General features: G+C 73.3%; 22 protein-coding genes. 12 read left to right on the top strand and 10 right to left on the bottom strand.

Annotated elements, in window-relative coordinates; all coding sequences use genetic code 11:
• Window positions 1-53 precede the first annotated feature (53 nt).
• Window positions 54-1,358 (bottom strand): glycoside hydrolase family 18 protein, encoded by a 1,305-nt coding sequence (locus ABZW03_RS13905; RefSeq protein WP_355256401.1) that lies wholly within the window; start codon window positions 1,356-1,358, stop codon window positions 54-56.
• A 185-nt stretch (window positions 1,359-1,543) separates the two neighbouring features.
• Entirely contained in the window at window positions 1,544-4,204 is a 2,661-nt protein-coding gene (gene acnA / locus ABZW03_RS13900; protein WP_355256398.1) for an aconitate hydratase AcnA, read from the bottom strand.
• A gap of 521 nt (window positions 4,205-4,725) precedes the next feature.
• On the opposite strand from acnA, the gene ABZW03_RS13895 reads away from it, so the two are divergent.
• Together ABZW03_RS13895 and ABZW03_RS13890 are read left to right on the top strand one after the other, a co-directional pair.
• Window positions 4,726-5,136, top strand: a complete 411-nt coding sequence (locus ABZW03_RS13895; RefSeq protein WP_355256395.1) for a type II toxin-antitoxin system VapC family toxin — start codon at window positions 4,726-4,728, stop codon at window positions 5,134-5,136.
• 98 nt (window positions 5,137-5,234) lie between these two features.
• Window positions 5,235-5,768 (top strand): superoxide dismutase family protein, encoded by a 534-nt coding sequence (locus ABZW03_RS13890; protein WP_355256392.1) that lies wholly within the window; start codon window positions 5,235-5,237, stop codon window positions 5,766-5,768.
• Window positions 5,769-5,864: 96 nt separating this feature from the next.
• On the opposite strand, the gene argF is transcribed toward ABZW03_RS13890, so the two are convergent.
• The 3 genes from argF to ABZW03_RS13875 all read right to left on the bottom strand — a co-directional run bounded on the left by argF (window position 5,865) and on the right by ABZW03_RS13875 (window position 11,285).
• Window positions 5,865-6,866 (bottom strand): ornithine carbamoyltransferase, encoded by a 1,002-nt coding sequence (gene argF / locus ABZW03_RS13885; RefSeq protein ID WP_355256390.1) that lies wholly within the window; start codon window positions 6,864-6,866, stop codon window positions 5,865-5,867.
• A 148-nt stretch (window positions 6,867-7,014) separates the two neighbouring features.
• Window positions 7,015-9,672, bottom strand: coding sequence for a polynucleotide kinase-phosphatase (locus tag ABZW03_RS13880; RefSeq protein ID WP_355256388.1), 2,658 nt, complete (start codon window positions 9,670-9,672; stop codon window positions 7,015-7,017).
• Complete coding sequence (locus tag ABZW03_RS13875) at window positions 9,669-11,285, bottom strand: 3' terminal RNA ribose 2'-O-methyltransferase Hen1 (RefSeq protein ID WP_355256385.1); 1,617 nt, start codon at window positions 11,283-11,285, stop codon at window positions 9,669-9,671. The genes ABZW03_RS13880 and ABZW03_RS13875 overlap by 4 nt, the downstream gene beginning before the upstream one ends.
• A gap of 141 nt (window positions 11,286-11,426) precedes the next feature.
• Between ABZW03_RS13875 and dapD the strand changes: the two genes are divergently transcribed.
• On the top strand, window positions 11,427-12,431 hold the full coding sequence (gene dapD / locus ABZW03_RS13870) for a 2,3,4,5-tetrahydropyridine-2,6-dicarboxylate N-succinyltransferase (RefSeq protein WP_355256382.1): 1,005 nt from the start codon (window positions 11,427-11,429) through the stop codon (window positions 12,429-12,431).
• 230 nt (window positions 12,432-12,661) lie between these two features.
• Here the strand turns inward: dapD and helR are convergent, their stop codons facing one another.
• Entirely contained in the window at window positions 12,662-14,818 is a 2,157-nt protein-coding gene (helR, locus tag ABZW03_RS13865) for an RNA polymerase recycling motor ATPase HelR (RefSeq protein ID WP_355256379.1), read from the bottom strand.
• Between the two features lie 431 nt (window positions 14,819-15,249).
• Between helR and ABZW03_RS13860 the strand changes: the two genes are divergently transcribed.
• Window positions 15,250-15,486 (top strand): hypothetical protein, encoded by a 237-nt coding sequence (locus tag ABZW03_RS13860; RefSeq protein ID WP_355256376.1) that lies wholly within the window; start codon window positions 15,250-15,252, stop codon window positions 15,484-15,486.
• On the opposite strand, the gene ABZW03_RS13855 is transcribed toward ABZW03_RS13860, so the two are convergent.
• Entirely contained in the window at window positions 15,432-15,971 is a 540-nt protein-coding gene (locus ABZW03_RS13855; RefSeq protein WP_355256373.1) for a hypothetical protein, read from the bottom strand. The two genes, ABZW03_RS13860 and ABZW03_RS13855, sit on opposite strands and share 55 nt — an antisense overlap.
• Before the next feature lie 256 nt (window positions 15,972-16,227).
• Here ABZW03_RS13855 and ABZW03_RS13850 point away from each other — a divergent pair, with 256 nt between their 5' ends.
• Window positions 16,228-17,232 carry a hypothetical protein gene (locus ABZW03_RS13850; RefSeq protein WP_355256370.1) on the top strand — a complete coding sequence of 335 codons (1,005 nt, stop codon included), beginning with the start codon at window positions 16,228-16,230 and terminating at the stop codon, window positions 17,230-17,232.
• Window positions 17,233-17,260: 28 nt separating this feature from the next.
• Here ABZW03_RS13850 and ABZW03_RS13845 read toward each other — a convergent pair whose 3' ends face one another.
• Entirely contained in the window at window positions 17,261-17,851 is a 591-nt protein-coding gene (locus ABZW03_RS13845; protein ID WP_355256368.1) for an isochorismatase family protein, read from the bottom strand.
• A gap of 319 nt (window positions 17,852-18,170) precedes the next feature.
• A complete protein-coding gene (locus tag ABZW03_RS13840; RefSeq protein WP_355256365.1) occupies window positions 18,171-19,505 on the bottom strand; it encodes a nicotinate phosphoribosyltransferase in 1,335 nt (444 codons plus the stop codon).
• A 176-nt stretch (window positions 19,506-19,681) separates the two neighbouring features.
• Here ABZW03_RS13840 and clpS point away from each other — a divergent pair, with 176 nt between their 5' ends.
• The 7 genes from clpS to ABZW03_RS13805 all read left to right on the top strand — a co-directional run bounded on the left by clpS (window position 19,682) and on the right by ABZW03_RS13805 (window position 24,739).
• Window positions 19,682-19,975, top strand: a complete 294-nt coding sequence (clpS, locus tag ABZW03_RS13835) for an ATP-dependent Clp protease adapter ClpS (RefSeq protein ID WP_049654313.1) — start codon at window positions 19,682-19,684, stop codon at window positions 19,973-19,975.
• 146 nt (window positions 19,976-20,121) lie between these two features.
• On the top strand, window positions 20,122-20,694 hold the full coding sequence (locus tag ABZW03_RS13830; protein WP_355256361.1) for a DUF2017 domain-containing protein: 573 nt from the start codon (window positions 20,122-20,124) through the stop codon (window positions 20,692-20,694).
• 272 nt (window positions 20,695-20,966) lie between these two features.
• Window positions 20,967-22,397: an amino acid permease gene (locus ABZW03_RS13825; RefSeq protein ID WP_355256407.1), complete on the top strand. Its 1,431-nt coding sequence runs from the start codon at window positions 20,967-20,969 to the stop codon at window positions 22,395-22,397.
• 55 nt (window positions 22,398-22,452) lie between these two features.
• Window positions 22,453-22,884, top strand: coding sequence for a M67 family metallopeptidase (locus ABZW03_RS13820; protein WP_355256358.1), 432 nt, complete (start codon window positions 22,453-22,455; stop codon window positions 22,882-22,884).
• A gap of 139 nt (window positions 22,885-23,023) precedes the next feature.
• Window positions 23,024-23,143 (top strand): putative leader peptide, encoded by a 120-nt coding sequence (locus tag ABZW03_RS13815; RefSeq protein ID WP_310593142.1) that lies wholly within the window; start codon window positions 23,024-23,026, stop codon window positions 23,141-23,143.
• A 118-nt stretch (window positions 23,144-23,261) separates the two neighbouring features.
• Window positions 23,262-23,540, top strand: a complete 279-nt coding sequence (locus ABZW03_RS13810) for a MoaD/ThiS family protein (protein WP_030242903.1) — start codon at window positions 23,262-23,264, stop codon at window positions 23,538-23,540.
• Window positions 23,541-23,770: 230 nt separating this feature from the next.
• Window positions 23,771-24,739 carry a cysteine synthase gene (locus ABZW03_RS13805; protein WP_355256353.1) on the top strand — a complete coding sequence of 323 codons (969 nt, stop codon included), beginning with the start codon at window positions 23,771-23,773 and terminating at the stop codon, window positions 24,737-24,739.
• A 1-nt stretch (window position 24,740) separates the two neighbouring features.
• Here the strand turns inward: ABZW03_RS13805 and ABZW03_RS13800 are convergent, their stop codons facing one another.
• Window positions 24,741-25,154: a type II toxin-antitoxin system PemK/MazF family toxin gene (locus ABZW03_RS13800; RefSeq protein WP_355256404.1), complete on the bottom strand. Its 414-nt coding sequence runs from the start codon at window positions 25,152-25,154 to the stop codon at window positions 24,741-24,743.
• Window positions 25,155-25,176 lie beyond the last annotated feature (22 nt).

The following is a 25,176-nucleotide window of genomic DNA, read 5'->3' as shown; positions in this document are numbered from 1 at the left end:
GCCGCGGACGCGTCCGCGGCGGGCCCTGCCGGTGTCGGCGGTGGTGGGACCGGTCAGTCGCGGCGCAGCCCGCGGTCCAGCGCGGCGATCGCGCTGCCCCGGGCGTCGTCGCCGTCCAGGGACCAGACCATCACCCCGGCCAGGTCGTTCCAGCGCGCGTACCGGGCCTTCTGGGTGAGCACCTCGGCGGTGTCGTAGCTGTAGAAGGTGGTGCCGTCGTACTTCCAGGACGCGCCGTGGTCGCGGTCCAGGTGGACCGTGCCCGGCAGCGCGTTGATCTCCTGGTACGAGTGGTCGGGCGCGGCCGCGGTGGCGCTCTGGAAGAGGCCGCCGCGCTTGCCGGGGGCGACGCCGGTCCAGCCGTGGCCGTACAGCGGGGCGCCGAGGACGAGCTGGTCGGCGGGCAGGCCGCGCTCCTGGTAGTGCACGACGGACTTGTCGGCGCTGCGCTGGCGCGGGTCCGGGTCGGCCGGGTCGGAGTACAGCGGGGCCTGGTGGTTGGCCGGGCCCTTGCCCTCCCACGGGCCGTGCAGGTCGTAGGTCATAACGTTCAGCCAGTCCACCGACTCGCTGAGCTGCGGCAGTTCGAGCCGGTCGGCGACGGTCTCGTTGGCGGCCACGGCGGCGGTCAGCAGGTAGTGCTTGCCCTTCTTCCCGCTCAGCGCGTCCAGCTGCTCCCGGAACTCCCGCATCAGCAGGGTGAAGTTGCGGCCGTCCTCGGGGCGGACCACGTTGCCCGCGTCCCCGCCGCCGCCCGGGTACTCCCAGTCGATGTCGATGCCGTCGAAGACGCCCGCGGCCGCGCCCCGGCCGCCCTCCGGGGAGTCCGCCAGCACCGGCACGTCGCCCTTGAGGTAGAGGTCGATGCAGGAGGAGACGAACTTCTTGCGGGCCTCGTCGGTGGCGGCCGCGTCGGAGAAGTACTTGGACCAGGACCAGCCGCCCAGCGAGATGACCGTGCGCAGCTGGGGGTTCTTCGCCTTGAGCTTGCGCAGCTGGTTGAAGTGGCCCTTCAGCTTCTGGCCCGGGGCGTCGGCCACGCCGTCCACCGACTCGGCGGCGGAGAAGGCGCGCTGGTAGTCGTTGCGGGCGTCGCCCTGGCCGGCCTCGTTGCTCTCGAAGCAGGTGCCGTCGGCGGAGACGTTGCCGAAGGCGTAGTTGATGACGGTGAGCCTGGCCGCCTGGCCGGACTCCTGGACCCGCTTGGCGGAGCTGTCGGCGCCCCACTGGGTGAAGTAGCCGACCCGCTGGCCCTTCAGCTTCGGGCCGTGCCGACCGTCGGCGGCGTCGGCGGTGGCGGGGGCGGCGAGCAGCGCGGCGACGGTGGCGGCGAGCAGGGCTGAGGCGCGAGTGGGCATACCGGACCTGTTCTCTGAAGCGGCGTCAAATGGTCTGGACCAGATGAGAGAGAGGTTTAGTCCATCCGCCGTTCACCGCACAAGGGGGCGGGCCCGGCCGGCGCAGCATGCAAAAGGCCGGTGCGGCATGCAAAAGGGGCCGGACCGCGGGGTGCGGTCCGGCCCCTTCAGGCCTGGGGCCCGGATCAGCCGATCAGCGAGCGCAGCACGTACTGCAGGATGCCGCCGTTGCGGTAGTAGTCCGCCTCACCGGGGGTGTCGATGCGGACGACCGCGTCGAACTCCTTACCGGCCTCACCGTCACGGGCCGCCTTGACCTTGACGGTCTTCGGGGTGCGGCCCTCGTTGAGCTCGGTCACGCCGGTGATGGAGAAGGTCTCCTCGCCGGTCAGGCCGAGGGACTCGGCGTTCTCGCCCTCCGGGAACTGCAGCGGCAGGACGCCCATGCCGATCAGGTTCGAGCGGTGGATGCGCTCGTACGACTCGGCGATGACGGCCTTGACGCCCAGCAGCGCGGTGCCCTTGGCGGCCCAGTCGCGGGACGAGCCGGAGCCGTACTCCTTGCCGGCCAGGACGACCAGCGGGATGCCGGCGGCCTGGTAGTTCTGCGAGGCGTCGTAGATGAACGACACCGGCGCGTCGGCCTGGGTGAAGTCGCGGGTGTAGCCGCCCTCGGTGCCCGGCGCGATCTGGTTGCGCAGGCGGATGTTGGCGAAGGTGCCGCGGATCATCACCTCGTGGTTGCCGCGACGGGAACCGTAGGAGTTGAAGTCGCGCTTCTCGACACCGTTGGCGGTCAGGTACTGCGCCGCCGGGGTGCCCGGCTTGATGTTGCCGGCCGGGGAGATGTGGTCGGTGGTGACCGAGTCGCCCAGCTTGGCCAGGACGCGGGCGCCGGCGATGTCGGTCACCGGGCTCGGGGTCTTGGCCATGCCCTCGAAGTACGGGGGCTTGCGGACGTAGGTGGACTCGGTGTCCCACTCGAAGGTGTTGCCGGTCGGGACCGGGAGCGACTGCCAGCGGTGGTCACCGGCGAAGACGTCCTGGTAGCCCTTGTCGAACATGGCCTCGTCGATGGAGCCGGCGACGGTGTCGGCGACCTCCTGCTCGGACGGCCAGATGTCGGCGAGGAAGACGTCGTTGCCGTCGGCGTCCTGGCCCAGGGCGTCCTTGGTGATGTCGACGTTCATGTTGCCGGCGAGGGCGTAGGCGACCACCAGCGGCGGGGAGGCCAGGTAGTTCATCTTGACGTCGGGGTTGATCCGGCCCTCGAAGTTGCGGTTGCCGGAGAGCACCGAGACGACCGCGAGGTCGGACTCGTTGACGGCGGCCGAGACCTCCTCGGGCAGCGGGCCCGAGTTGCCGATGCAGGTGACGCAGCCGTAGCCGACCAGGTTGAAGCCCAGCTTCTCCATGTACGGGAGCAGGCCGGCCTTCTCGTAGTAGTCCATGACGACCTTGGAGCCGGGCGCCAGGGTGGTCTTGACCCAGGGCTTGACGTGCAGGCCCTTCTCCACGGCCTTCTTCGCCAGCAGGGCGGCGCCCAGCATGACGGAGGGGTTGGAGGTGTTGGTGCAGGAGGTGATCGAGGCGATCACGACCGCGCCGTTGTCGATCTCGTAGGTCGAGCCGTCGGGGGCGGTGACGGCGGTCGGCTTCGAGGCCTCGGCGGAGTAGGTCGGCAGCGCCTCGGCGAACTTCTCGGCGGCCTCGGCCAGGATCACGCGGTCCTGCGGGCGCTTCGGGCCGGAGATCGACGGGACGACGGTGGAGACGTCCAGCTCGAGGTACTCGGAGTAGACCGGCTCGTGCGACGGGTTGTGCCAGAGACCCTGCTCCTTGGCGTACGCCTCGACCAGGGCGAGCTGCTGCTCGTCGCGGCCGGTGAGCTTCAGGTAGTTGATGGTCTCGGCGTCGATCGGGAAGATCGCGCAGGTCGAGCCGAACTCCGGCGACATGTTGCCGATGGTGGCGCGGTTGGCCAGCGGGATGGAGCCGATGCCGTCGCCGTAGAACTCGACGAACTTGCCGACCACACCGTGCTTGCGCAGCATCTCGGTGATGATGAGCACCAGGTCGGTGGCGGTGGTGCCGGCCGGCAGCTCGCCGGTCAGCTTGAAGCCGACGACGCGCGGGATCAGCATGGAGACCGGCTGGCCGAGCATGGCGGCCTCGGCCTCGATGCCGCCGACGCCCCAGCCCAGCACGCCCAGGCCGTTGACCATGGTGGTGTGCGAGTCGGTGCCGACGCAGGTGTCCGGGTAGGCCTGGCCGTTGCGGACCATGACGGTGCGGGCCAGGTGCTCGATGTTCACCTGGTGGACGATGCCGGTGCCCGGCGGGACGACCTTGAACTCGTCGAAGGCGGTCTGGCCCCAGCGCAGGAACTGGTAGCGCTCCTTGTTGCGGCCGTACTCGATCTCGACGTTCTGGGTGAACGCGTCCTTGGTGCCGAACTTGTCGGCGATGACCGAGTGGTCGATGACCAGCTCGGCCGGGGCCAGCGGGTTGATCTTGGCCGGGTCGCCACCCAGCTCCTTGACGGCCTCGCGCATGGTGGCGAGGTCGACCACGCACGGCACACCGGTGAAGTCCTGCATGATCACGCGGGCCGGGGTGAACTGGATCTCCTGGCTCGGCTGGGCGTTCTCGTCCCAGTTGCCGAGGGCGCGGATGTGGTCGGCGGTGATGTTCGCGCCGTCCTCCGTGCGGAGCAGGTTCTCCAGCAGCACCTTGAGGCTGTACGGCAGCCGCTCGGAACCCTCGACGGCGGAGAGCTTGAAGATCTCGTACGACTCGTCGCCCACCTGCAGCGAGCTGCGGGCGTCGAAGCTGTTCGCGGACACGACTGACTCCTTCTGGGTGCTTCGTGCGGTATCCGGCCGTCACGCGGTGGTAAGGTCAGCCTTACTTAGGCTTACCTTGCCCGCATCGCCGGTGAGCGCCTCTCGGCAAGTATCTTGATGTCGAGATATATCGTAGGACGCAGTTATCTCGATGTCGAGATAAACCATAGTGCATGCCATGGTTCACCGGTCGTCCGGGCCGCGCCGCTCGCGCTCCGGCCCGATCGGCCGGACCGCACCCGCCACGACGGGCGGCCGCCATCGGCAGCACCACCACAAGCTCACCACCGGAACCGCCGGTCGGCGAGGGGGCGGTGCCGGCCGGCGGGATCGCCCTCACCTGTTCCTCCTCCGTTACCGTCCGGTTCGCTCCCGGGCCGGGAACCGGCCCGCGGCCTCCGGCCGGGCAGCTTGGGCGCCGGGGCGGGCAGCGCGGGCGTCGGGCCCGGCGCCACCGGCCGAGGGCCGTCCCGGTACCGTGGCCGGAGAGTTGACGTGCGGGAACGGGCAGGGGCCGACTGATGATCGTGGTGGACGCATCCGCACTGGTGCTGGCGCTCGCCGACCAGGGCCCGCGCGGGGCCCGGGCCCGCGAGGAGCTCGCCGCCGCCGACGAGTGGCTGGCGCCCGAGCACGTCGTGGTCGAGGTGATGCAGTCGCTGCGCGGCCTCTACCTGGCCAAGGAGCTGACCGCCGAGCGGGTCGCCGAACTCGCCGGCGAACTCGCCGAGGTGGCGGTCCGCAGGGTGCGCAAGGTCGAGGTGGCCCCGCTGCTCGGCCGGATCTGGGAGCTCAAGGACAACCTCACCCCGGACGACGCCGCGTACGTCGCGGTCGCCGAGCGGTACGGGGTGCCGCTGGTCACCGCCGACCTGCGGCTGATGCGGGCCAGCGGGCCGCGCTGCGAGATCCGGGGCATCCAGCGGGACTAGGTCCCGTCCGGCCGAGAGCGCCGCGGGCCGGGTGTCCTCGGGGCGCCGGCCGCGTTAGCAGGGCGACCGTCGCCCCGCCCGTGGAAGGCCCCGCCCTCATGACCGCTCCGCTCGCCGCCGCCCTGCTGCCGCTGGCCCTGCTCGTCCCCGCCGCCTCACCGGTCTCGGTCGTCGAGGCCGACTTCGACCCGGCCACCGCCTTCGTCCCGCCGGCCGCGATCAGCTACGCGAGCGACCTGGTGCCGTACGGCTCGCACGCCCGGATCGTCACCGACCGCTCGGTGCCCGGGCGGACGGTGCTCACCCTGACGGCCTCCGGGCTCGCCCCCGACCACGAGTTCCCGGTGCACCTGCACACCGGCGGCTGCGGGGCCGACCCGGCCTCCTCCGGGCCGCACTACCAGGACCGGGTCGACCCGGTGCAACCGTCCACCGACCCGGAGTACGCCAACGAGCGCAACGAGCTGCGGCTGGCGCTGCGCACCGACGGGCGGGGCCGGGGCAGCGCCACCACCGCGGTGGACTGGCAGCCGCGGCCGGGCGGGGCGGGCTCGCTGGTGCTGCACGCGGGCACCCCGGCCGGCCCGCACGCGGCGGGCGACCGGGTGGGCTGCGTCGGGCTGGACGGCTGAGACCGGAGCCCGGGGGCCGGGGGCCGGGGGTCGTCCTGACGGCTCGGGTCCGAGCGTTCCCGCCCGGCCGTGCGGGTCCGGCCGGGCCGCGTTCGATCAGGAGCCGAGGGTGGCGACCAGCACCGCCTTGATGGTGTGCAGCCGGTTCTCGGCCTGGTCGAACACGATGGAGTGCGCCGACTCGAACAGCTCGTCGGTGCACTCCAGCTCGGCCATTCCGGTCGCCTCGTGCATCTGCCGCCCGAGCACCGTGCCGAGGTCGTGGAAGGCGGGCAGGCAGTGCAGGAACTTCACGTCCGGGTTGCCGGTGGCCCGGACGGTGTCCATGGAGACCTGGTACGGCCTGAGCAGCTCGATCCGCTCGGCCCAGACCTCCTTGGGCTCGCCCATCGAGACCCAGACGTCGGTGTAGAGGAAGTCGGCGCCGGCCACGCCCTCGGCCACGTCCTCGGTCAGGGTGATCCGGGCGCCGGTCGTCTCCGCCAGGGCCCGCGCCGACTCCTGCACCTCCTCGGTCGGCCAGAGCGCGCGCGGGGCGACGATCCGGATGTCCATCCCGAGCAGGGCGCCGGTGACCAGCAGCGAGTTGCCCATGTTGGAGCGGGCGTCGCCGAGGTAGGCGAGGGCGACCTCGGGGAGCGGCTTGGCGGTGTGCTCGGTGACGGTGAGCACGTCGGCCAGCATCTGGGTGGGGTGCCACTCGTCGGTCAGGCCGTTCCAGACCGGGACGCCGGCGTACTCGGCCAGCTCCTCGACGACCTCCTGGCCGTGGCCGCGGTACTCGATGCCGTCAAACATCCGGCCGAGCACCCGGGCGGTGTCCTTGATCGACTCCTTGTGGCCGATCTGCGAGCCCACCGGGTCCAGGTAGGTGGTGGTGGCGCCCTGGTCGTGGGCGGCGACCTCGAAGGCGCAGCGGGTGCGGGTGGAGGTCTTCTCGAAGATCAGCGCGATGTTCCTGCCGCGCAGCCGGGGCTGCTCGGTGCCCGCGTACTTCGCCGCCTTGAGACCGGCGGCGAGGTCCACCAGGAAGCGGAACTCCTGGGGCGTGAAGTCGAGCTCCTTGAGGAAGTGCCTGTTCCGGAGGTTGAAGGCCATGCCGGGCTCCTGGTGTGACGGGAGGTGCGGGAAAGTGGCAAGTGTATACGATGCTCGGAATTTCTATACAGGAGTGGGGCCGGAGGAGCGGAGCCCGCGGGGGGCTCCCCTCCTCCGGACCGCCGTCGCCGCTCCGCCGGCCCCGCCGTCACAGCCGCGGGTCGACCGGCTCCGACTCCAGCGCGAGCACCGCGAAGACCGGCTCGTGCACCCGCCACAGCGGCTCCCCCGCCGCCAGCCGGTCCAGCGCCTCCAGGCCCAGCGCGTACTCGCGCAGCGCCAGCGAGCGCTTGTGGCCCAGCGCCCGCAGGCGCAGCCGGTCGAGGTGCTCGGTGTAGTCCGGGCCGTAGACGATCCGCAGGTACTCCCGGCCGCGCACCTTCACCCCGGGCTGCACCAGGCCGCCCGGGCGGCCGTTCCCGCGTACGGTGCGCACCGGCGAGGCCAGCGGCTTGACCACCATGCCCTCGCCGCCCGCCGCGGTCAGCTCCTCCCACCAGGCGGTGGCGGCGGCCGTCGAGGCCTCGTCCTCGGTGTCCACCAGGACCCGGCGGGTGCGGTGCAGCACGGGCTCCTTCCCGGCGTCGGCGCCGCCGGCGTCGGCCTCCACCAGGCGGTCGATCCAGGCCAGGTGCTCGTCGTGCGGGCGCACCGCGAGGTTCGCCCCCTCGGCCGCGAGCAGCTGGAACGGCGCCAGCCGGATGCCCGACAGGCCCTCGGTCGGCCAGCAGTAGCGCCGGTACGCCTCGGTGAAGGCCCGCGCGTCGGCCGCGCGCTGCCGCTGGCGGTCGGCCAGCCGGGCGAGGTCCAGGCCGCGCCCGGCCGCCCGCTCCAGCGCGGACAGCACCTCCGGCAGGGCGGCGCCCGCCGCCGCGCCGACCGCCGCGTACTGACGGCGCAGCAGCTCCACCGCCTTCAGCGACCAGGGCATCAGCTCGGCGTCCAGCAGCAGCCAGTCGGTGGCCAGCTCCTCGAACAGCCCGGCGGCCTCGGCGGCCGCCCGGACCCGGTCGAGCAGGGCACCGGTCAGCTCCTCGTCGGCGAGGAAGGCGCGGCCGGTCCTGGTCCAGATCGCGCCGGGGCCGGCCACGCCGAAGCGGCGCTCCAGCGCGGCCCCGTCCCGGGCGACCAGCAGCACCGCGCGGGAGCCCATGTGCTTCTCCTCGCAGACCAGGTGCCGCACACCGTCCTCCCGGTAGCCGAGGAAGGCCTCCTCCGGGTGCTCCAGGTAGCCGTCCCGGCGGGAGGCGGCGCTCGGCGCCATGGTCGGCGGCAGGTAGGCGAGCAGCCGCGGGTCCAGCGCGAAGCGGCTCATCACCTCCAACGCGGCGGCCGCGTTCTCGGCCCGGACGGCCACCCGACCGTGCAGCCCGGTCTCGACGATCCGGCGCCCGGCCACGTCGCCGAGGTCCAGCGGGCGGCCCTCGCGGGCGCCCGGCGCGTCGGTGATCAGCGGACGCACCGGGGCGTACCACTCGCGCTCGGCCTCGACGCTCACCAGCTCGCGCTCCGGGTAGCGCAGCGCGGTCAGGCTGCCGCCGAAGACGCAGCCGGTGTCCAGGCAGACGGTGTTGTTGAAGAAGCTCGCGGTCGGCACCGGGGTGTGGCCGTAGACCACCAGCGCCCGGCCCCGGTACTCCTCCGCCCACGGGTAGCGCACCGGCAGGCCGTACTCGTCGGTCTCGCCGGTGGTGTCCCCGTACAGGGCGTGCGAGCGGACCCGGCCGGAGTTGCGGCCGTGGTACTTCTCCGGCAGGCCGGCGTGGCAGACCACCAGGGCGCCGCCGTCCAGCAGGTAGTGGCTGACCAGGCCGCGCATGAACGCGCGGACCTCGGTCCGGAACTCCTCGGACTCGCCCGCCAGCTGGTCCAGCGACTCCTGCAGGCCGTGCGAGACGGTGACCTTCTTGCCGTCCAGCGCCCGGCCGAGCTTGTTCTCGTGGTTGCCGGGCACGCAGATCGCGTGGCCGGCCGCGACCATGCCCATCACCAGGCGCAGCACGCCCGGGGTGTCGGGGCCGCGGTCGACCAGGTCGCCGACGAAGACGGCGGTGCGGCCCGCGGGGTGCGCGGCGTCCACCGGGCGGCCCTCGGCGTCCCTGGTCAGGGTGTAGCCGAGCCTGGTCAGCAGGGTCTCCAGCTCGGAGCGGCAGCCGTGGATGTCGCCGACCACGTCGAACGGGCCGGTGAGGTGGCACAGGTCGTTGTAGCGCTTCTCCAGTTCGATCGCGGCCGACGTCACCTCGGCCTCGCCGCGCAGGATGTGCACCTTGCGGAAGCCCTCGCGCTCCAGGCCGCGCAGCGAGCGGCGCAGCTCGCGGTGCTGGCGCGGGACGACGTGCGCGGGCAGCTGACGGTCCGGGCGGGAGCGGTTGCGCTCGGCGCACACCCCCGGCGGGACGTCCAGGACGATCGCGATCGGCAGCACGTCGTGCTCGCGGGCGATCGCGACCAGCCGGCGGCGGGCCTCGGGCTGGACGTTGGTGGCGTCCACGACGGTCAGCCGGCCGGCCGCCAGGCGCTTGCCGACGATGTAGTGCAGGAGGTCGAAGGCCTCGGCGGAGGCGGACTGGTCGTTCTCGTCGTCGGCGACCAGGCCGCGGCAGAAGTCGGAGGAGACGACCTGGGTGGGCAGGAAGTGGCGGCGGGCGAAGGTGGACTTGCCCGCGCCGCTGGTGCCGATCAGGACGACGAGGGAGACGTCGGTGACCGGGAGGCGGCGGGGGGCGGTGCTCTCCGCGCGGTCCGTGCGGTCCTGGCCCTGGCTCTCGCCAGGAGTGTCGGTCTCGGTCGGGTCGTCGGTCATCGGGGCTCGCCTCCTTCGGGCGTCGTGGTCGTGGCGGGTGTCGTGGTCGTGTCGGGCGCGGTCGTGGCGTGCGCGGTCGTGGCGTGCGCGGTCGTCGTGGGCGTCGCCGTCGTGGCGGGCGTCTCGGGTGCGGTGGTCGCGGTGAACAGGGCCAGCTGGCTCGGGGCGCCGACCTCCTCGTCCTCCGGGCCGACCGGGCGCAGCTCCACGGTGTAGCCGTACGCGGCGGCGACCTTCCCGGCCCAGGCGCGGAACTCGGCCCGGGACCACTCGAAGCGGTGGTCGGCGTGCCGGACGGCGCCCGCCGGCAGGCTCTCCCAGCGGACGTTGTACTCGGCGTTCGGCGTGGTGACCACGACGGCCCGCGGCCGGGCGGCGCCGAACACCGCGTACTCCAGCGCCGGCAGCCGCGGCAGGTCCAGGTGCTCGATCACCTCGCACAGCACCGCCGCGTCGAAGCCCTTCAGCCGGGCGTCGGTGTACGTCAGCGCGCCCTGCGCCAGCGTCACCCGGGACGCCTGCCGCTCCGGCAGCCGTTCCAGGCGCAGCTTGCGGTTCGCCGCCTGCAGCGCCCGCACGGACACGTCCACGCCGAGGATCTCGGTGAACCGGGCGTCCTTCAGCAGCGCGCCGATCAACTCGCCCTGGCCGCAGCCGAGATCGGCGACGCGGGCGGCACCCGTCTCGCGCAGCGCGGCGAGGATCGCGGTACGGCGCTGCTCGGCGAGGGAGGGCGGCCCGGGCTCCGGCTGCTCCTGGGCGGCCTCCTCCTCGGGCCGGTCGTCGACCGCGTTGTCGATCTCCTCGACCTCGCGGTCGTCGGCCTCCGCGAGCCGGGCCAGCTCCAGGCGCTCCAGCGCGGCCCGGGTCAGCGACCAGCGCCGGGCCAGGTAGCGGCGGGTGATCAGGGCGCGCTCCGGGTGCGCCGCCAGCCAGCCCTGGCCGGCGGCGAGCAGCTTGTCCACCTCGTCCGGGGCGACCCAGTAGTGCTTGGCACCGTCCAGCACCGGCAGCAGCACGTACAGCTGCTGGAGCGCGTCGGCGAGCCGTACCGTCCCGGAGGAGAGCGCGATCCGCACGTAGCGGGACTCGCCCCACTCGGGGAAGGACTCGTCCAGCGGGATCGCCGTCGCCTCGACCTGCCAGCCCAGCGGCTCGAACAGCCGGACCACCAGGGCCGGGCCGCCGCCCTCGCCCGCGCCGTTCGCGGGCACGGCGGGCAGCTCGATCCGCAGCGGGCGGGCCCGCCCGGGCAGTTCGGGGCGGGCCGGGCAGGCGCCCTTCATCGCGGACCGGAACACCGTCCGCAGCGCCACCGCGAGCAGCGAGGACGCGGCGTACGGGCGGTCGTTGACGTACTGGGCGAGCGCGAAGTCGGGCGAGCCGCCGCGCCCCCTGCCGTCGCCCCGGCCCTTGCGGACCAGCGCGACCGGGTCGATGTCCAGCAGCAGCGCCGCCGTGCAGGCCTCGTCCCCCGCCTCGGGGTAGAAGACGTGGGCCTCGCCGTGCGACGTGGTGAACCGCTGGACCTTGTCGGGGTGCTTGTGCAGCAGGAACCCGAGGTCCGTGGCCGGGTCCTCGGCGCTGCCGGTGGTGGAGATCGACATGAACACCCGCTGAAGTATTGCCCAGCGCCACAGCGCCGAGCACCGGGTTTTCCCGCCCCGCGAGCCGCCGACCAGCGCGTCCGACGGGCGTGTCCGTCCGGTGGGCGTGTTCGGCACCGGGGCCCCGCATTGGTTAACGTGCACGGTGTGACTGCTGAATCCACCTCGCTCGAATCCACCTCCGCGGCGAACGGCGCCGTGGCCGCCGGTCTGGCCACCATCGCCGCCGACGGCACCGTCCTCGACACCTGGTTCCCCGCCCCCGCGCTGGCCGCCGAGCCCGGCCCGGCCGGCACCGTCCGCCTGACCGCCGAGCAGGCAGAGGCCGAGATCGGCGCCGGCGCGGCCGAGGCGCTGCGCGCCGACGCGCGCCGCGGCGTCGAGGTGGTCGCCGTGCGCACCACCATCGCCTCGCTGGGCGAGAAGCCGCTCGACACCCATGACGTGTACCTGCGCCTGCACCTGCTCAGCCACCGCCTGGTCAAGCCGCACGGCCAGAACCTGGACGGCGTCTTCGGCCTGCTGGCCAACGTGGCGTGGACCAGCATCGGCCCCGTCCCGGTGGACAAGGTCGAGCAGGCCCGGCTCGCCGTGCGCGCCCAGGGCGGCCAGCTGGCCGTCTACGGGATCGACAAGTTCCCGCGGATGACCGACTACGTCGCCCCGACCGGTGTGCGCATCGCCCACGCCGACCGCGTCCGGCTCGGCGCGCACCTGGCCGTCGGCACCACCGTGATGCACGAGGGCTTCGTCAACTTCAACGCCGGCACCCTGGGCACCTCCATGGTCGAGGGCCGGATCAGCGCGGGCGTCGTCGTCGGCGACCACAGCGACATCGGCGGCGGCGCCTCGATCATGGGCACCCTGTCCGGCGGCGGCAAGCAGGTCGTCTCGGTCGGCGAGCGCTGCCTGCTCGGCGCCAACGCGGGCATCGGCATCTCGCTCGGCAGCGACTGCGTGGTCGAGGCCGGTCTGTACGTGACCGCCGGCACCCGGGTCACCACCCCGGACGGCACGGTGGCCAAGGCCGTCGAGCTGTCCGGCCAGGACAACCTGCTGTTCCGCCGCAACTCGCAGAGCGGCGCGGTCGAGGTCATCGCCCGCTCCGGCTCCTGGGGCGGCCTGAACGCCGACCTGCACGCCCACAACTGACCTGCGGGCACAGGCCGTTGGGGTCCGGCGCCGGGTGGCGCCGGGCCCCGCTCGCTTTCCCGGGGCCGCTCGCTTTCCCGGAGCCGGCCGCTTTCCGGGGCCGGCCGCCGCTCCGCTCCTCGGGGCCGCTCGCTTCGGGCACCACTCGACCGGGCGACGCGCGTTCCAGCCCTTCCGTTCTCCCCTCCCGCTCCCTCCTTCCACGCTCCGTTCCGTTCGCCGCCGCCTCCTCACGAGCTCCGGAGGACCACCAGCCGCTGGGTCGCCCTGGTCATCGCGACGTAGCGGTCGACCGCTCCCTCGACGCCCCCGCCGAACGCCTCCGGGTCGACCAGGACGACCAGGTCGAACTCGAGCCCCTTGGACAGCTCCGGGGTCAGTGACCGGACCCGCGGCCGCGGCTCGAACCCGGGAGCACCGATCACACAGGCGACCCCCTCGGTGTGCTCGGCGAGCCAGCCGTCCAGGACGGCGTCCAGCTCCGCCACCGACCCGTGCACGACGGGGATGCCGCTGCTGCGGACGGAGGTCGGCACGTTGGCGTCCGGCAGCGCGGCCCGGATCGCGGGCTCGGCCTCGGCCATGACCTCCGCCGGCGTCCGGTAGTTGATGCTCAGCGAGGCCACCGTGGACCGGTCGAGCCCGATCCGCTCCAGCCGCTCCTGCCAGGACTCCGTGAAACCGTGCCTGGCCTGCGCCCGGTCCCCGACGATCGTGAAGCTCCGGGACGGGCAGCGCAGCAGCAGCATCTGCCACTCCGCGTCGGTCAGCTCCTGGGCCTCGTCCACCACGATGTGGGTGAACGGCCCGGCGAGCGGCTCCGGGTCGGCGACGGGCAGGGCCGTCTCGTCGAGCAGGGTGTCCTGGAGGTCCCGCCCGCGCAGCATCGTCACCGCGCCCTCCCCGTCGTCGTCGGCCCGCAGCAGGTCGCCGATGACGTCGGCCATCCGCGCGCGTTCGGCGGCGGCCGCGGCCTCCCGCCGGAGCCGGCGCCGGTCCGCCTCCGGATCGCCGAGCCGCTGCCGGGCCGCGTCCAGGAGCGGCAGGTCGGACACCGTCCAGGCCTGGGGCGCGTCCTTGCGCTGGAGCCTGCGGACCTCCTCGGGCGCCAGCCAGGGCGCGCACATCCGCAGGTACGCGGGCACCGACCAGAGGTCGCCGACCAGCTCGGCCGGGTCGAGCAGCGGCCAGGCCCGGTTGAGCGTCTCGACCAACTGCCGGTCCTGCCGCAGCGACCGGCGGAACAGCTCGGGCGGGACGCCCTCGTCCTCGTCCAGCTTGTCCAGCAGGATCGTGGCCAGTTCCTCCCAGATCTGCTCGCGGGCCTCGTTGTGCGGGGTGCCCGGGTCCGGGGCGTCGAACGCGTCGGCCCAGTCCTCGGCGCTCAGCCAGAGGTCGGCCCAGTGGGTGGTGACCTCCATCCCCTCGGTGGGCGGCTCCTCGTAGAACCGGACGGCCTTCTCGATCGCCCTCACCATGTCGACCGAGGACTTCAGCCGGGCCACCTCCCGGTCGCTCTCGAGCCCGGCCGCCGCCCCCTCGGCGACGAGGTCCCGCACGGTGCAGGTGCGCACCCCCTCCTCGCCGAGGCTGGGCAGGACGTCGGCGACGTAGGCCAGGTAGGGCTGGTGCGGGCCGACGAACAGCACGCCGCCGCGCCGGTGGCCGAGCCGGGGGTCGGAGTGGAGCAGGTACGCGGAGCGGTGCAGCGCGACGACCGTCTTCCCGGTGCCCGGGCCGCCGTCGACCACCAGGGCGCCCCGGGACCCCGCCCGGATGACGGCGTCCTGGTCGGCCTGGATGGTGGCCAGCACGTCCCGCATCCGGGCCGACCGGTTGCCGCCCAGGCTGGCGATGAACGCGGACTGGTCGTCCAGCGCGGCGTGCCCCTCCAGGCCCTCGGCGGTGAACACCTCGTCCCAGTAGTCGCCGATCCGCCCGCCGCTCCAGCGGTACCGGCGCCGGCTCACCAGGCCCATCGGGTCGGCGTGGGTGGCCGCGAAGAACGGTTCGGCCGCGGGCGAGCGCCAGTCGACCAGCAGCCGGCGCCCCTCGCGGTCGGTGAGGCCGAGCCGCCCGATGTACACCGGCTCCGCGGCGTCCGCGCGGACGACCCGCCCGAGGCACAGGTCCAGGCCGAAGCGGCGCAGGGCGCGCAGTCGGCCGGTCAGCCGGTGCACCTCGACGTCCCGGTCCATCGCCTCCCGGCCGAGGCCGCCCGGCGCGCGGCGCAGCGCGTCGAGGCGGTCGGACAGCTCGGCGATCGACTCCTCCAGGCTCGCCGCGACGGCCGCGAAGTGCCGCTCGTCCTCGCCGATCAGCGCCGGGTCGGCCTTGGCGGCGAGGCGGGCGGGAAGGTCGAACGCACTGGTGGTCCGGCTGTTCATGGCATCAGCTCCGATCTGAGGCCTGCGATTGTGCGCCACCACGGGGGCCTTGCCGCAAGACCCCCCATGCGCTATACGTTGAGAGTGGCAAGGGGTGGGTTCTCCTCCTTCCGCTTCCTCCTTCTCCTCTCCGGGCGTGCTCGACCACGCCCTGTTCCGCGTCGCCGAGCACGCCCCGCTCGGTGCCTCCCGGGCGCTGCGCGCCTAGCCGAGGCGGCGCCGTGAGGGCAACCCCGGCTCACCCGGGAGGCTTACCGCGCAGCAGAGTTGGACCGCATCGAGTGGTGTCCGGGTGACGGCGACCGGAGCGGTTCGTTGGGAGCTACGGCGGGGGTGGGTGCCCCGGTGGCGGGCGACTGCCGCCTCCCGCCGTGCGATCCGAGCCACCGTCGGCCGCTCCCACCGCACCACCGATCCGAAGAGGTCCCGTCATGTCCGAACCATCTGCCACGCCGCAGTTCCCGAGCAGCCCGACGGGCTCGGCCGACGGCACCTCGGCCGGACCCGCCACCCCCAAGAGCCTGTTGGAGCAGATGCAGGAACTGCTGGCCTCCGTCTCCGCGGACCTCGCCGAACTCCAGGGCTCCGCCCCCGGAAGCACCGGCTCCACCGCCTATCCGACCGGAACGGACACCTCCGAAGCCTCGGACGCGCCGGGCACCCGGTAGCCCGGCGCCCCGTCCTCCGCGGCCGGCCCGCCCCCACCGGGCGGGCCGCCATCGCCCGGCGGGCTACTGCCGGACGGTGAGCCGCTGCCGGACGGTGAGCCGCTCGCCGCCCTGCCACCGCCGCCGCCCGGCGGCCCGGTCTCCGCCCGTCGCCGTCGGCCGAGCGCGGCCCGGGCGGCGTGTTCCTCGGCGGCCTGTCTTGCGGCCAGGTAGGCCTGGACGGCGGCCATGCCGTAGACGGGTTGGATCAGCTGGTGGCCCTTGAAGAAGGGCCTGGCCGGGGCGAACCCGGCGGCGACCACGAGGTCGCGGATCTCTGCTATCTCGGCCTCACTGCGGGCGGTGAAGCGGACCTCCCAGCCCTTCTTGTACGTATGGCCCTTCTCGCCGCTGCGGCGGGCGGGGTCCGGGCGGCGGACGTATCCGGGCAGACGGCCGAGGCGGAGCTGGGCCGCGCGGAGGCCGGCGGTCTCGTCACGTGACATGACGTAAGCCTAGGCAATCCCCGGGGCGGGATTGACGCCTTGGGGGTCCCTCGCCGTATGCCTTTGGTCACTCTGGGTCAGACGACCAGGTCGGCGATCATTTTCGATCACATATGACAACCTGATGAGCGTCAATTACTCCAAATGAGTGAGGGTATGAGGACTTTAGTGCGGGCTGGTCCCGGTTTCGCGACGGTTGAGTAACAGTGCGTCAGGCTGCCGGTCGCGGGTCCTGGCGGTTGGGGATGGTGTCGGCATGAGCTACCGGATTCCGACGCCGCCGCCGTCCCTGGAGGAGCTGGCGAAGCGTCAGCAGAACGTCGTCACCGCGAGCCAGTTGCGCGCCCGGGGCGTGCCGGCCCGGATCATCACCGAGCACTGCCGCCGGGGCGGGCCCTGGCAACGGCTGCTGCCCCGGGTGTACCTGCTGCAGTCCGCCGAGCCGACTCCGGAGCAGCGGATGTGGGCCGCGCTGCTGTACGCCGCGCAGAACGGCCGCGAGGAGGGCCGCCGGGCGGGCGCGGTGATCACCGGCACGGCCGCGCTGGCGCTGTACGGCTTCACCGTCGTGCCCCGGCTGCCCGCGGTGACCGGGGTGGACGTCCTGGTGCCCCGTCAGCGCCGGCTGAAGGACGCCGGCGAGGTGCGGATCCGGCGCACCGAACGGGAGTTGGTGGCCCGCTCGGTGCACGGCCTGGCCTGTGCGCCGGTGGCCCGGGCGGTCGCCGACGCGCTGGCCGAGTGGACGGCGGAGCCGGGCGGCTCGGCGCCGGTGCGCGAGGTGCTGCGGGAGGCCGTCGCCCTGCCCGGGAACCGCTGCACGGTACGGGAGTTGGTGGTCGAGCTGGCCGACTCCGGGCTGACCCGGGAGCCCCGGGTGCGGGCCGCGCTGGACGAACTGCTCGCCGCTGAGCGGGACTTGGCGCTGGAGCGGCTCGGCCGCCTGGCGGACGAGGGGCTGCTGCCCGCCCCGCTGGCCGCCCCCGAGCTGCGGATGCGCGGCGGTACGTACATCGCCGTCCCGGACCTCTACTGGCCGGAGCGGGGCGTCGCCGTGGAGGTGGACTCGGAGCTGCGCTGCGTGAGCGAGGGGGAGGCCGCCTGGGTGCGCGGCGGTCAGCACCGGATGGAGTACCTGGGCATCCGCGTGGTGTACGTCTCCGGGGCCCGGTTGGCCGCCGACCCGGACGCGGTCGGCGGCGAGCTGCGCGAGGCGTACCGGATCGGCGGGACGGACGTGGTGGAGCTGCTGGTGGTCTGAGCGGCCCACGCCCGCCATCCGGAACCGGCTACGACCGGACCACCGGCGTGCCGACCAGTTCGACCCCGGCCGCCCGCAGCTCCGCCAGCGCGGCGGCGGTGGTCTCCGGGGCGACCCCGGCGGTGAGCTCCAGCAGCACGCGGGTGGTGAAGCCCGCCCGGGCCGCGTCCAGCGCCGTCGCCCGGACGCAGTGGTCGGTGGCGATGCCGACCACGTCGACCTCGTCGACCTGCCGCTCGCGCAGCCACTCCACCGGCCCGCGGCCGTTCTCGTCCAGCCCCTCGAAGCCGCTGTACGCCGCCGAGTGGGCGCCCTTGTCGAAGACCGCCTCGACCGCGCCGGAGATGACGGCGGGCGCGAAGTTGGGGTGGAAGCCCACGCCCTCGGTGCCGGCCACGCAGTGCGGCGGCCAGCTGTCGACGTAGTCCGGCTCGGCGGAGAAGTGGGCGCCCGGGTCGATGTGGTGGTCGCGGGTGGCGAGGATGTGCTGGTAGCCGGGGGAGGACTCGGCGATCAGGTCGGTGATGGCGGCGGCCACCTCGGCGCCGCCGGCGACGGCCAGGCTGCCGCCCTCGCAGAAGTCGTTCTGCACGTCGACGACGATCAGTGCCCGGTGCATGGCTCGCATCCTCGGATCTCGGGGGCCCGCGGGAGGCGGCGCCCCGGTGGGGGAGCCCTCGGGAGTACGCGGCCCGGCCGTGCCGGGCGCGGGGGGTACTCGGGGAGCTCCGGGGAACTCGGGGAACTCTACGGCTGACTCTAGGGAGTGGCGCGCGGGGGCGGAACCCCCGGGACCGGCCCGGGCGGGGGCGGAACCCCCGGGACCCGCCTTCGGACTCCCGCGGACGACGGGAGTCCGAAGGCGGGAGGCCGACGAAGGGAGTCCGACGACGGTAGTCCGACGACGGGCGTCCGACGGCGGGCGCGGCGGCCTCCGGTCAGTGGTCCGGCCCGGCGGGCAGCACCAGTTCGGTCGGCAGCACCGGGTCGCCCTTGGACAGCTGGGTGGCCGACAGCGGCAGCGCGGCGCGGGCGCGCACGTGCCGGTCGCGGGCGGCGCTCAGCGGCTCCCGGCCGACGGTCTCGCCGCCCCGCACCAGCGGCACCTGCATCAGGTGCGGCCGCAGCCCGTCCGGGACGGGTCCCGTGCCGACCACCTCGGCCTCGGCCACGCCGTCGGCGTCCGGCCGGCGGGCCGCCCACTTGCGGCCGCCGATGCTGGTCTTGCCGCCGGCCGCGCGCTTGGCCACCGGCACCAGCGGCCCGCCGTCGGTCTCGGCCCGGGCGACCAGCTTGTAGACCATCGCGCAGGTCGGGTGCCCGCTGCCGGTGACCAGGCTGGTGCCGACGCCGTAGCCGTCCACCGGGGCGGCGGCCAGGGCGGCGATCGCGTACTCGTCGAGGTCCGAGGTCACGATGATCCTGGTCCGGTCGGCGCCGAGGTCGTCCAGCTGGCGGCGGACCCGGTGGGCCAGCAGGGTGAGGTCGCCGGAGTCGATCCGGACGGCGCCCAGCTCGGGGCCGGCCACCTCGACCGCGGTGCGCACGGCCTCGCGCAGGTCGAAGGTGTCGACCAGCAGCGTGGTGCCCCGGCCCATGGAGGCGATCTGCGCCTCGAAGGCGTCCCGCTCGCTGTCGTGCACCAGGGTGAAGGCGTGGGCGGCCGTGCCGGTGGTCGGGATGCCGTGGGTGAAGCCGGCCTCCAGGTCGGAGGTGGCGGCGAAGCCGGCCACGTAGGCCGCCCGGGCGGCGGAGACGGCGGCCTGCTCGTGGGCCCGGCGGGCGCCCATCTCGATCACCGGGCGGCCGCCCGCGGCGGCGGTCATCCGGGAGGCGGCGGCCGCGATGGCCGAGTCGTAGTTGAGGATCGAGAGGATCACCGTCTCCAGGATCACCGCCTCGGCGAAGCTGCCCTCGACGGTGAGCAGCGGCGAGCCGGGGAAGTAGACCTCGCCCTCGGGGTAGCCGTGGATGTCGCCGCGGAAGCGGTAGTCGGCGAGGAAGCGCAGGGTGGACTCGTCGACCACGTCCTGGTCGGCCAGCCAGTCCAGCTGGGGCGTGGTGAAGCGGAAGTTCTCGACGGCGTCCAGCACCCGGCCGGTGCCGGCCAGGACACCGTAGCGGCGGCCGCCCGGCAGACGGCGGGTGAACACCTCGAAGACGGAGCGGCGGTGCGCCGCCCCGCTGCGCAGGGCGGCCTGCAGCATGGTGAGCTCGTAGCGGTCGGTGAGCAGCGCGGTCGAGCCGGCCGCTCGCACTGAAGTGGCGTCCATGCGGATGATGCTACTACCCCTTAGCGTCAGAGTGACGATTTCTCGGGGTGATTCGCCTCGCGCGCCTCCGGGCCGCGGGGGCCGGGGTGCCCGGGCCGGAATCGCCCGGGTGTCCCCCGGATGGCAGCATGGGGCGTGAGGGGTTACGGACAACTGTGCAGCGAGGAGGACCCGGCGTGAGCGTCGCGCCCGTGGAGATCGAGCGCCCGGAGGTCGAGGGGGTGCCGGTGACCGAGCCGGACACGCCCTGGGTGACCATCGTGCACAACGACCCGGTCAACCTGATGAGCTACGTCCAGTACGTCTTCCAGGCCTACTTCGGCTACCCGAAGGACAAGGCCCGGAAGCTGATGATGGACGTCCACACCAAGGGCCGGGCGGTGGTCTCCAGCGGTTCCCGCGAGGAGATGGAGCGCGACGTCCAGGCGATGCACGGCTACGGCCTCTGGGCGACGCTGCAGCACGACTGACGCCGGGCCGACCGATGCCGGGCCGACCGGCGCCGGCAGGGCGGGCGCCGGCGTGACCGGTGCGGCGGCGGCCGGCACCGGTGCGACCGGGTGCCGGACCTCCGGCCGTACGACCGACGACGACGAAGACGGGCTGACCGATACAGATGGCTGGGTTGTTCGAGAGCACCGGCGGTGGCGGCGCGGCGATCGCGCTGGACGAGTGGGAGGTCTCCATCCTCCGCTCGCTGGAAGTGCAGTTGCTGGAGCTGATCGGCCCCGGCCCGGGCGGGGAGGATGGTGACCCGCTGGCCGCGCTGTTCGCCGAGGGGCCGACCGAGGCGCCCGCCGACCCGGTGCTGGCCCGGCTCTTCCCGGACGCCTACGGCGATCCGGAGAAGCCGGAGGACGAGGAGACCAGGGCCGCGGCCGGGGAGTTCCGCCGCTTCACCGAGCTGGACCTGCGGGCCCGCAAGCGGGACGACGCGCTGTTCGTCGTCCGGGCGCTGGACGGCCTGGGCGACGGCGGGGTGCTCAAGCTGGCCGCGCCCGACTGCCTGCGCTGGCTGGGCGCGCTGAACGACCTGCGGCTGGCGGTCGGGATCCGGCTGGAGGTCACCGAGGACGACGAGGACGGCCTCTACGAACTGCCGGACGGCGACGAGCGCAAGCCGCTGGTGATGGCCTACCTGTGGCTGGGCGCCCTGCAGGAGTCGCTGCTGGAGGCCATCGCGGACTGACCTCCCGGACTGACGTCGCGGGCCTGACTTCCGGGGGATCCGGCCCGATCTTCCAGGGGATCCTGCCCGATTCCGGGCAAGCCCCGGCCGATTCGTCCAGAATGTGGACGATCAGTCGGGGCATTTCCCATGAAAAACGGACAAACCATACCAGGGCATGCTCAAATAACGCTCAGATGGACACCGCTGTACGAACGCCGCGTGGTACGACTTCTCCACCCCCGAGAGACCGACCAGGACGGTGCCCATTGGCCGAGAAGTTGTACGACGAAATGGTCGACAGCCCACCGGAAGGCGAGGGCTACGAGCGCGGGCTCGGCAGCCGCCAGATCCAGATGATCGCGATCGGCGGTGCGATCGGCACCGGCCTGTTCCTCGGCGCGGGCACCGCGATCTCCCGCTCCGGTCCGAGCCTGATCCTCTCCTATGCCGTCGCCGGCCTGGTGATCTTCGTGATCATGCGGGCGCTCGGCGAACTGCTCACCTACCGCCCGGTCTCCGGCAGCTTCGCCGAGTACGCCCGGGAGTTCCTCGGCCCCTTCGCCGGCTACGTGACCGGCTGGACGTACTGGCTGTTCTGGGTCGTCACCGGCATGGCGGAGACCACCGCCGCCGCCGTCTACGTGAAGTTCTGGGCGCCAGGCATACCGCAGTGGGTCAGCGCGCTGACCTTCCTGGTCCTCCTCTACGCGGCCAACCTGATCTCGGTGAAGCTGTTCGGCGAGATCGAGTTCTGGTTCTCCATGGTCAAGGTCACCGCCATCATCGGCATGATCCTGATCGGCGTCGGGGTGCTGACCCTCGGGTTCAGCAAGGCCGGTGACACCGCGTCACTCGGCCACCTCTGGCAGGACGGCGGGTTCTTCCCCGAGGGCATCGGCTCCACCGTGATGACCCTTCAGATCGTCATGTTCGCCTACCTGGGCGTCGAACTCGTCGGCGTCACCGCGGGCGAGAGCGAGAACCCCGAGAAGACCCTGCCGCGCGCCATCAACACCCTGCCCTGGCGCATCATGCTGTTCTACATCGGCGCCCTGGTGGTCATCCTCTCGCTCGTGCCGTGGACCGAGTTCCGGCCCGGCGTCAGCCCGTTCGTCGCCGCCTTCGGCAAGATCGGCATCCCGGCGGCGGCCGGCATCATCAACTTCGTGGTGCTCACCGCGGCGCTCTCCTCCTGCAACTCCGGGATGTACTCCACCGGCCGCATGCTGCGCGACCTCGCGCTGCGCGGCCAGGCCCCGGGGCGCCTCACCAAGCTCAACTCCCGCCGCACCCCGGCCTTCGCGATCACCGTCTCCTCCCTGCTGATGGGCGTCGGCGTGGTGCTCAACGGGGTCGTCCCGGCGCGGGCGTTCGAGTACATCACCTCGGTCGCCACCGTCTGCGGCCTGTGGACCTGGGCGATGATCCTGATCTCCCAGATCCGCTACCGGAAGGCCTGGCAGGGCGGCCGCCTGCCGGGGCCCACCTTCAAGGCGCCCGGCGGCGCCTGGGTCAGCTGGGCCGCGCTCGGCTTCCTCGCCCTGGTCGTGGTGCTGATCGGGCTGGACCGGGACAACCGGATCTCGCTGTTCGTCTTCCCGGTCTGGGCCCTGCTGCTGGTGCTCGGCTACCAGCTGCTCAAGCGCCGCGACCCGCAGGCCGTCCACGGCGCCGCGCCGGGCCCGGTGCCCGCCGCGGACGGAAACGTGGACGCCCGCTGATCGCGCCTCGGACGCCCCGGCGGTGACCCGCCGGGGCGTGGCTATCCTGGCCCGCATGCTGACCATCACCCGAGAACTCCGCGACCGGATCGTGGCCCACGCCCGCGCCGACCACCCGGACGAGGCCTGCGGCGTGGTCGCCGGACCGGCCGGCACCGGACGGCCCGAGCGCTTCGTCCCGATGCTCAACGCCGCCCGCTCGCCCACGTTCTACGAGTTCGACTCGGGCGACCTGCTCAAGCTCTACCGCGAGATGGACGACCGGGACGAGGAGCCCGTGATCGTCTACCACTCGCACACCGCCACCGAGGCCTACCCCTCGCGCACCGACGTGAGCTACGCCTCCGAGCCGTTCGCCCACTATGTCCTGGTCTCCACCGCCGAGGGCGACGGCGAGCAGGACCCGTACCAGTTCCGCTCGTTCCGCATCGTGGACGGCGAGATCACAGAGGAAGACGTGCAGGTCGTCGAGGAGTACCCGGCCTGACCGGCACGCGCGCGGACGCGGCCCGCCGCCCCCTCCCGAGGGGTCGGCGGGCCGCCGTCGTCTCAGCCCTGGGAACGCGAACATCCGGATCCCGAGACGGGCATGTCGGAGCGGGCCCGGGAATCTATACGATGACGCCATGCGTTCCGTCGATGTGAGCACCCAGGCCCCGGGCACCCGCCTCGTGGCGCGCCTGCACATCGACCTGTGCCGGCACGCCGGCGCGATCTGTCCCGGCACGCCCGCGCGCTCGCGCTGAGAGCCGCTTCACCACCTCACCCGGGCCCCCGCCCTCCGGCGACGACGGGCCCCGGGCGCCCGCCCGGCCGCGTCCGCCGCGGCCCCACCCACGTCACGACTCGCCCAGGAGCGCACTCATGGCCATCGAGGTCCGCATCCCGACCATCCTCCGCACCTACACCGACGGCGCCAAGGCCGTCGAGGGCAACGGCAGCAACCTCGGGGAACTCTTCACCGACCTCGACGCCCGCCACCCGGGCATCGCCGCCCGCCTGGTCGAGGGCGGCGAGCTGCGCCGCTTCGTCAACGTCTACCTGAACGACGAGGACGTCCGCTTCCTGGAGGGCATCTCCACCGCCCTCGCCGACGGCGACAGCGTCACCATCCTGCCCGCCGTGGCCGGCGGCGCCCGCTAGGGGCGTGTCTGACAATTCCCGCCGGGTTCGCGACGCCGGGGCACGCACCTCGCCGCGTTGTCGTCGGTCGCCAATGCTCCGCAGTGGCTCCCTCCTCCGCCTTGCGATGCACGCACCCCAACGCCGCGCCCTGATCCGACGCGAATTGTCAGACACGCCCTGATTCCGGCTCCCCCGCCGCGGCGGGGGAGCCGCCCCTCCACCCTCACCGCCCCGGCCGGAGGCCTCCCTTGCGTTACGACAGTCCGCTCGAAGCCGTCGGCAACACCCCGCTGGTCCGCCTGCCGCGGCTGTCCGCCGCCGTCCCCGGCAACACCGAGGGCCTGGTGAGCCTCTGGGCCAAGCTGGAGGACCGCAACCCGACCGGTTCGATCAAGGACCGCCCGGCGCTGCACATGATCGAGCGCGCCGAGGCCGAGGGCCGGCTCACCCCGGGCTGCACCGTCCTGGAGCCCACCAGCGGCAACACCGGCATCTCGCTCGCCATGGCCGCCAAGCTCAAGGGCTACCGGATGGTCTGCGTGATGCCGGAGAACACCAGCGAGGAGCGGCGCGAGCTGCTCCGCATGTGGGGCGCCGAGATCATCCCCTCCCCGGCCGCGGGCGGCTCCAACACCGCCGTCCGGATCGCCAAGGAGATCGCCGCCGAGCACCCCGACTGGGTGATGCTCTACCAGTACGGCAACCCCGACAACGCGGGCGCCCACTACACCGGCACCGGCCCCGAGATCCTCGCCGACCTGCCGACCGTCACCCACTTCGTGGCCGGCCTCGGCACCACCGGCACCCTGATGGGCGTCGGCCGCTACCTGCGCGAGAAGGTCCCCGGCGTGAAGATCGTCGCCGCCGAGCCGCGCTACGACGACCTGGTGTACGGGCTGCGCAACCTGGACGAGGGCTTCGTCCCCGAGCTGTACGACGCCGAGGTGCTCACCACCCGGTTCTCGGTCGGCTCCGCGGACGCCGTCCGCCGCACCCGCGAACTCCTGCAGCAGGAGGGCATCTTCGCGGGCGTCTCGACCGGCGCCATCCTGCACGCGGCGATCGGCGTCGGCCGCAAGGCGGCGGCCGCGGGGGAGCGCGCGGACATCGTCTTCGTGGTCGCCGACGGCGGCTGGAAGTACCTGTCCACCGGCATCTACACCGCCGAGTCGACCGAGGCGGCGGTCGAGGCCCTGCAGGGCCAGCTCTGGGCCTGACTCAGTTCAGGACCTGCTGGGCCCGGGCCCAGACCTGCCGGTCCACCGTGCCGGCCCGGCGGCGGAAGGCCGACAGCGGCACCTCGCGCAGCTCGTCGGTCTCCAGCCAGCTGGCCCGGCCCTGCCGGTCGCCCACCGACCCGGGCGGCAGCGCCAGCACGCCCGGGCGCCCGGCGTGGTGCTTGCTGGTGATCTTCGCGACGGTGGCGGTCCGGCCGCGCACCCGCAGCACCAGGCACGGGCGGTCCTTGGCGCCGGGCCCGTCCTCGAACGGCACCTGCGCCCACCAGATCTCCCGCGGCTGCGGGGCGGCCCCGGTCCCCGGCCGCGGAGCCGTCGGCCCGGTCCGGCCGGCCGGGCGCGGGGCCGGACGGGTGCGCCGGACATTGATAGGTCGATCTGTGGCGGGTGACATGCAGTCCATGATCTCGCCCTCC

Source organism: Kitasatospora sp. NPDC004799, from assembly GCF_040609095.1.
GTDB lineage: Bacteria > Actinomycetota > Actinomycetes > Streptomycetales > Streptomycetaceae > Kitasatospora.
Note: the sequence above shows the minus strand (reverse complement) of the source record. Positions and strands in the feature narration are given on the sequence as shown.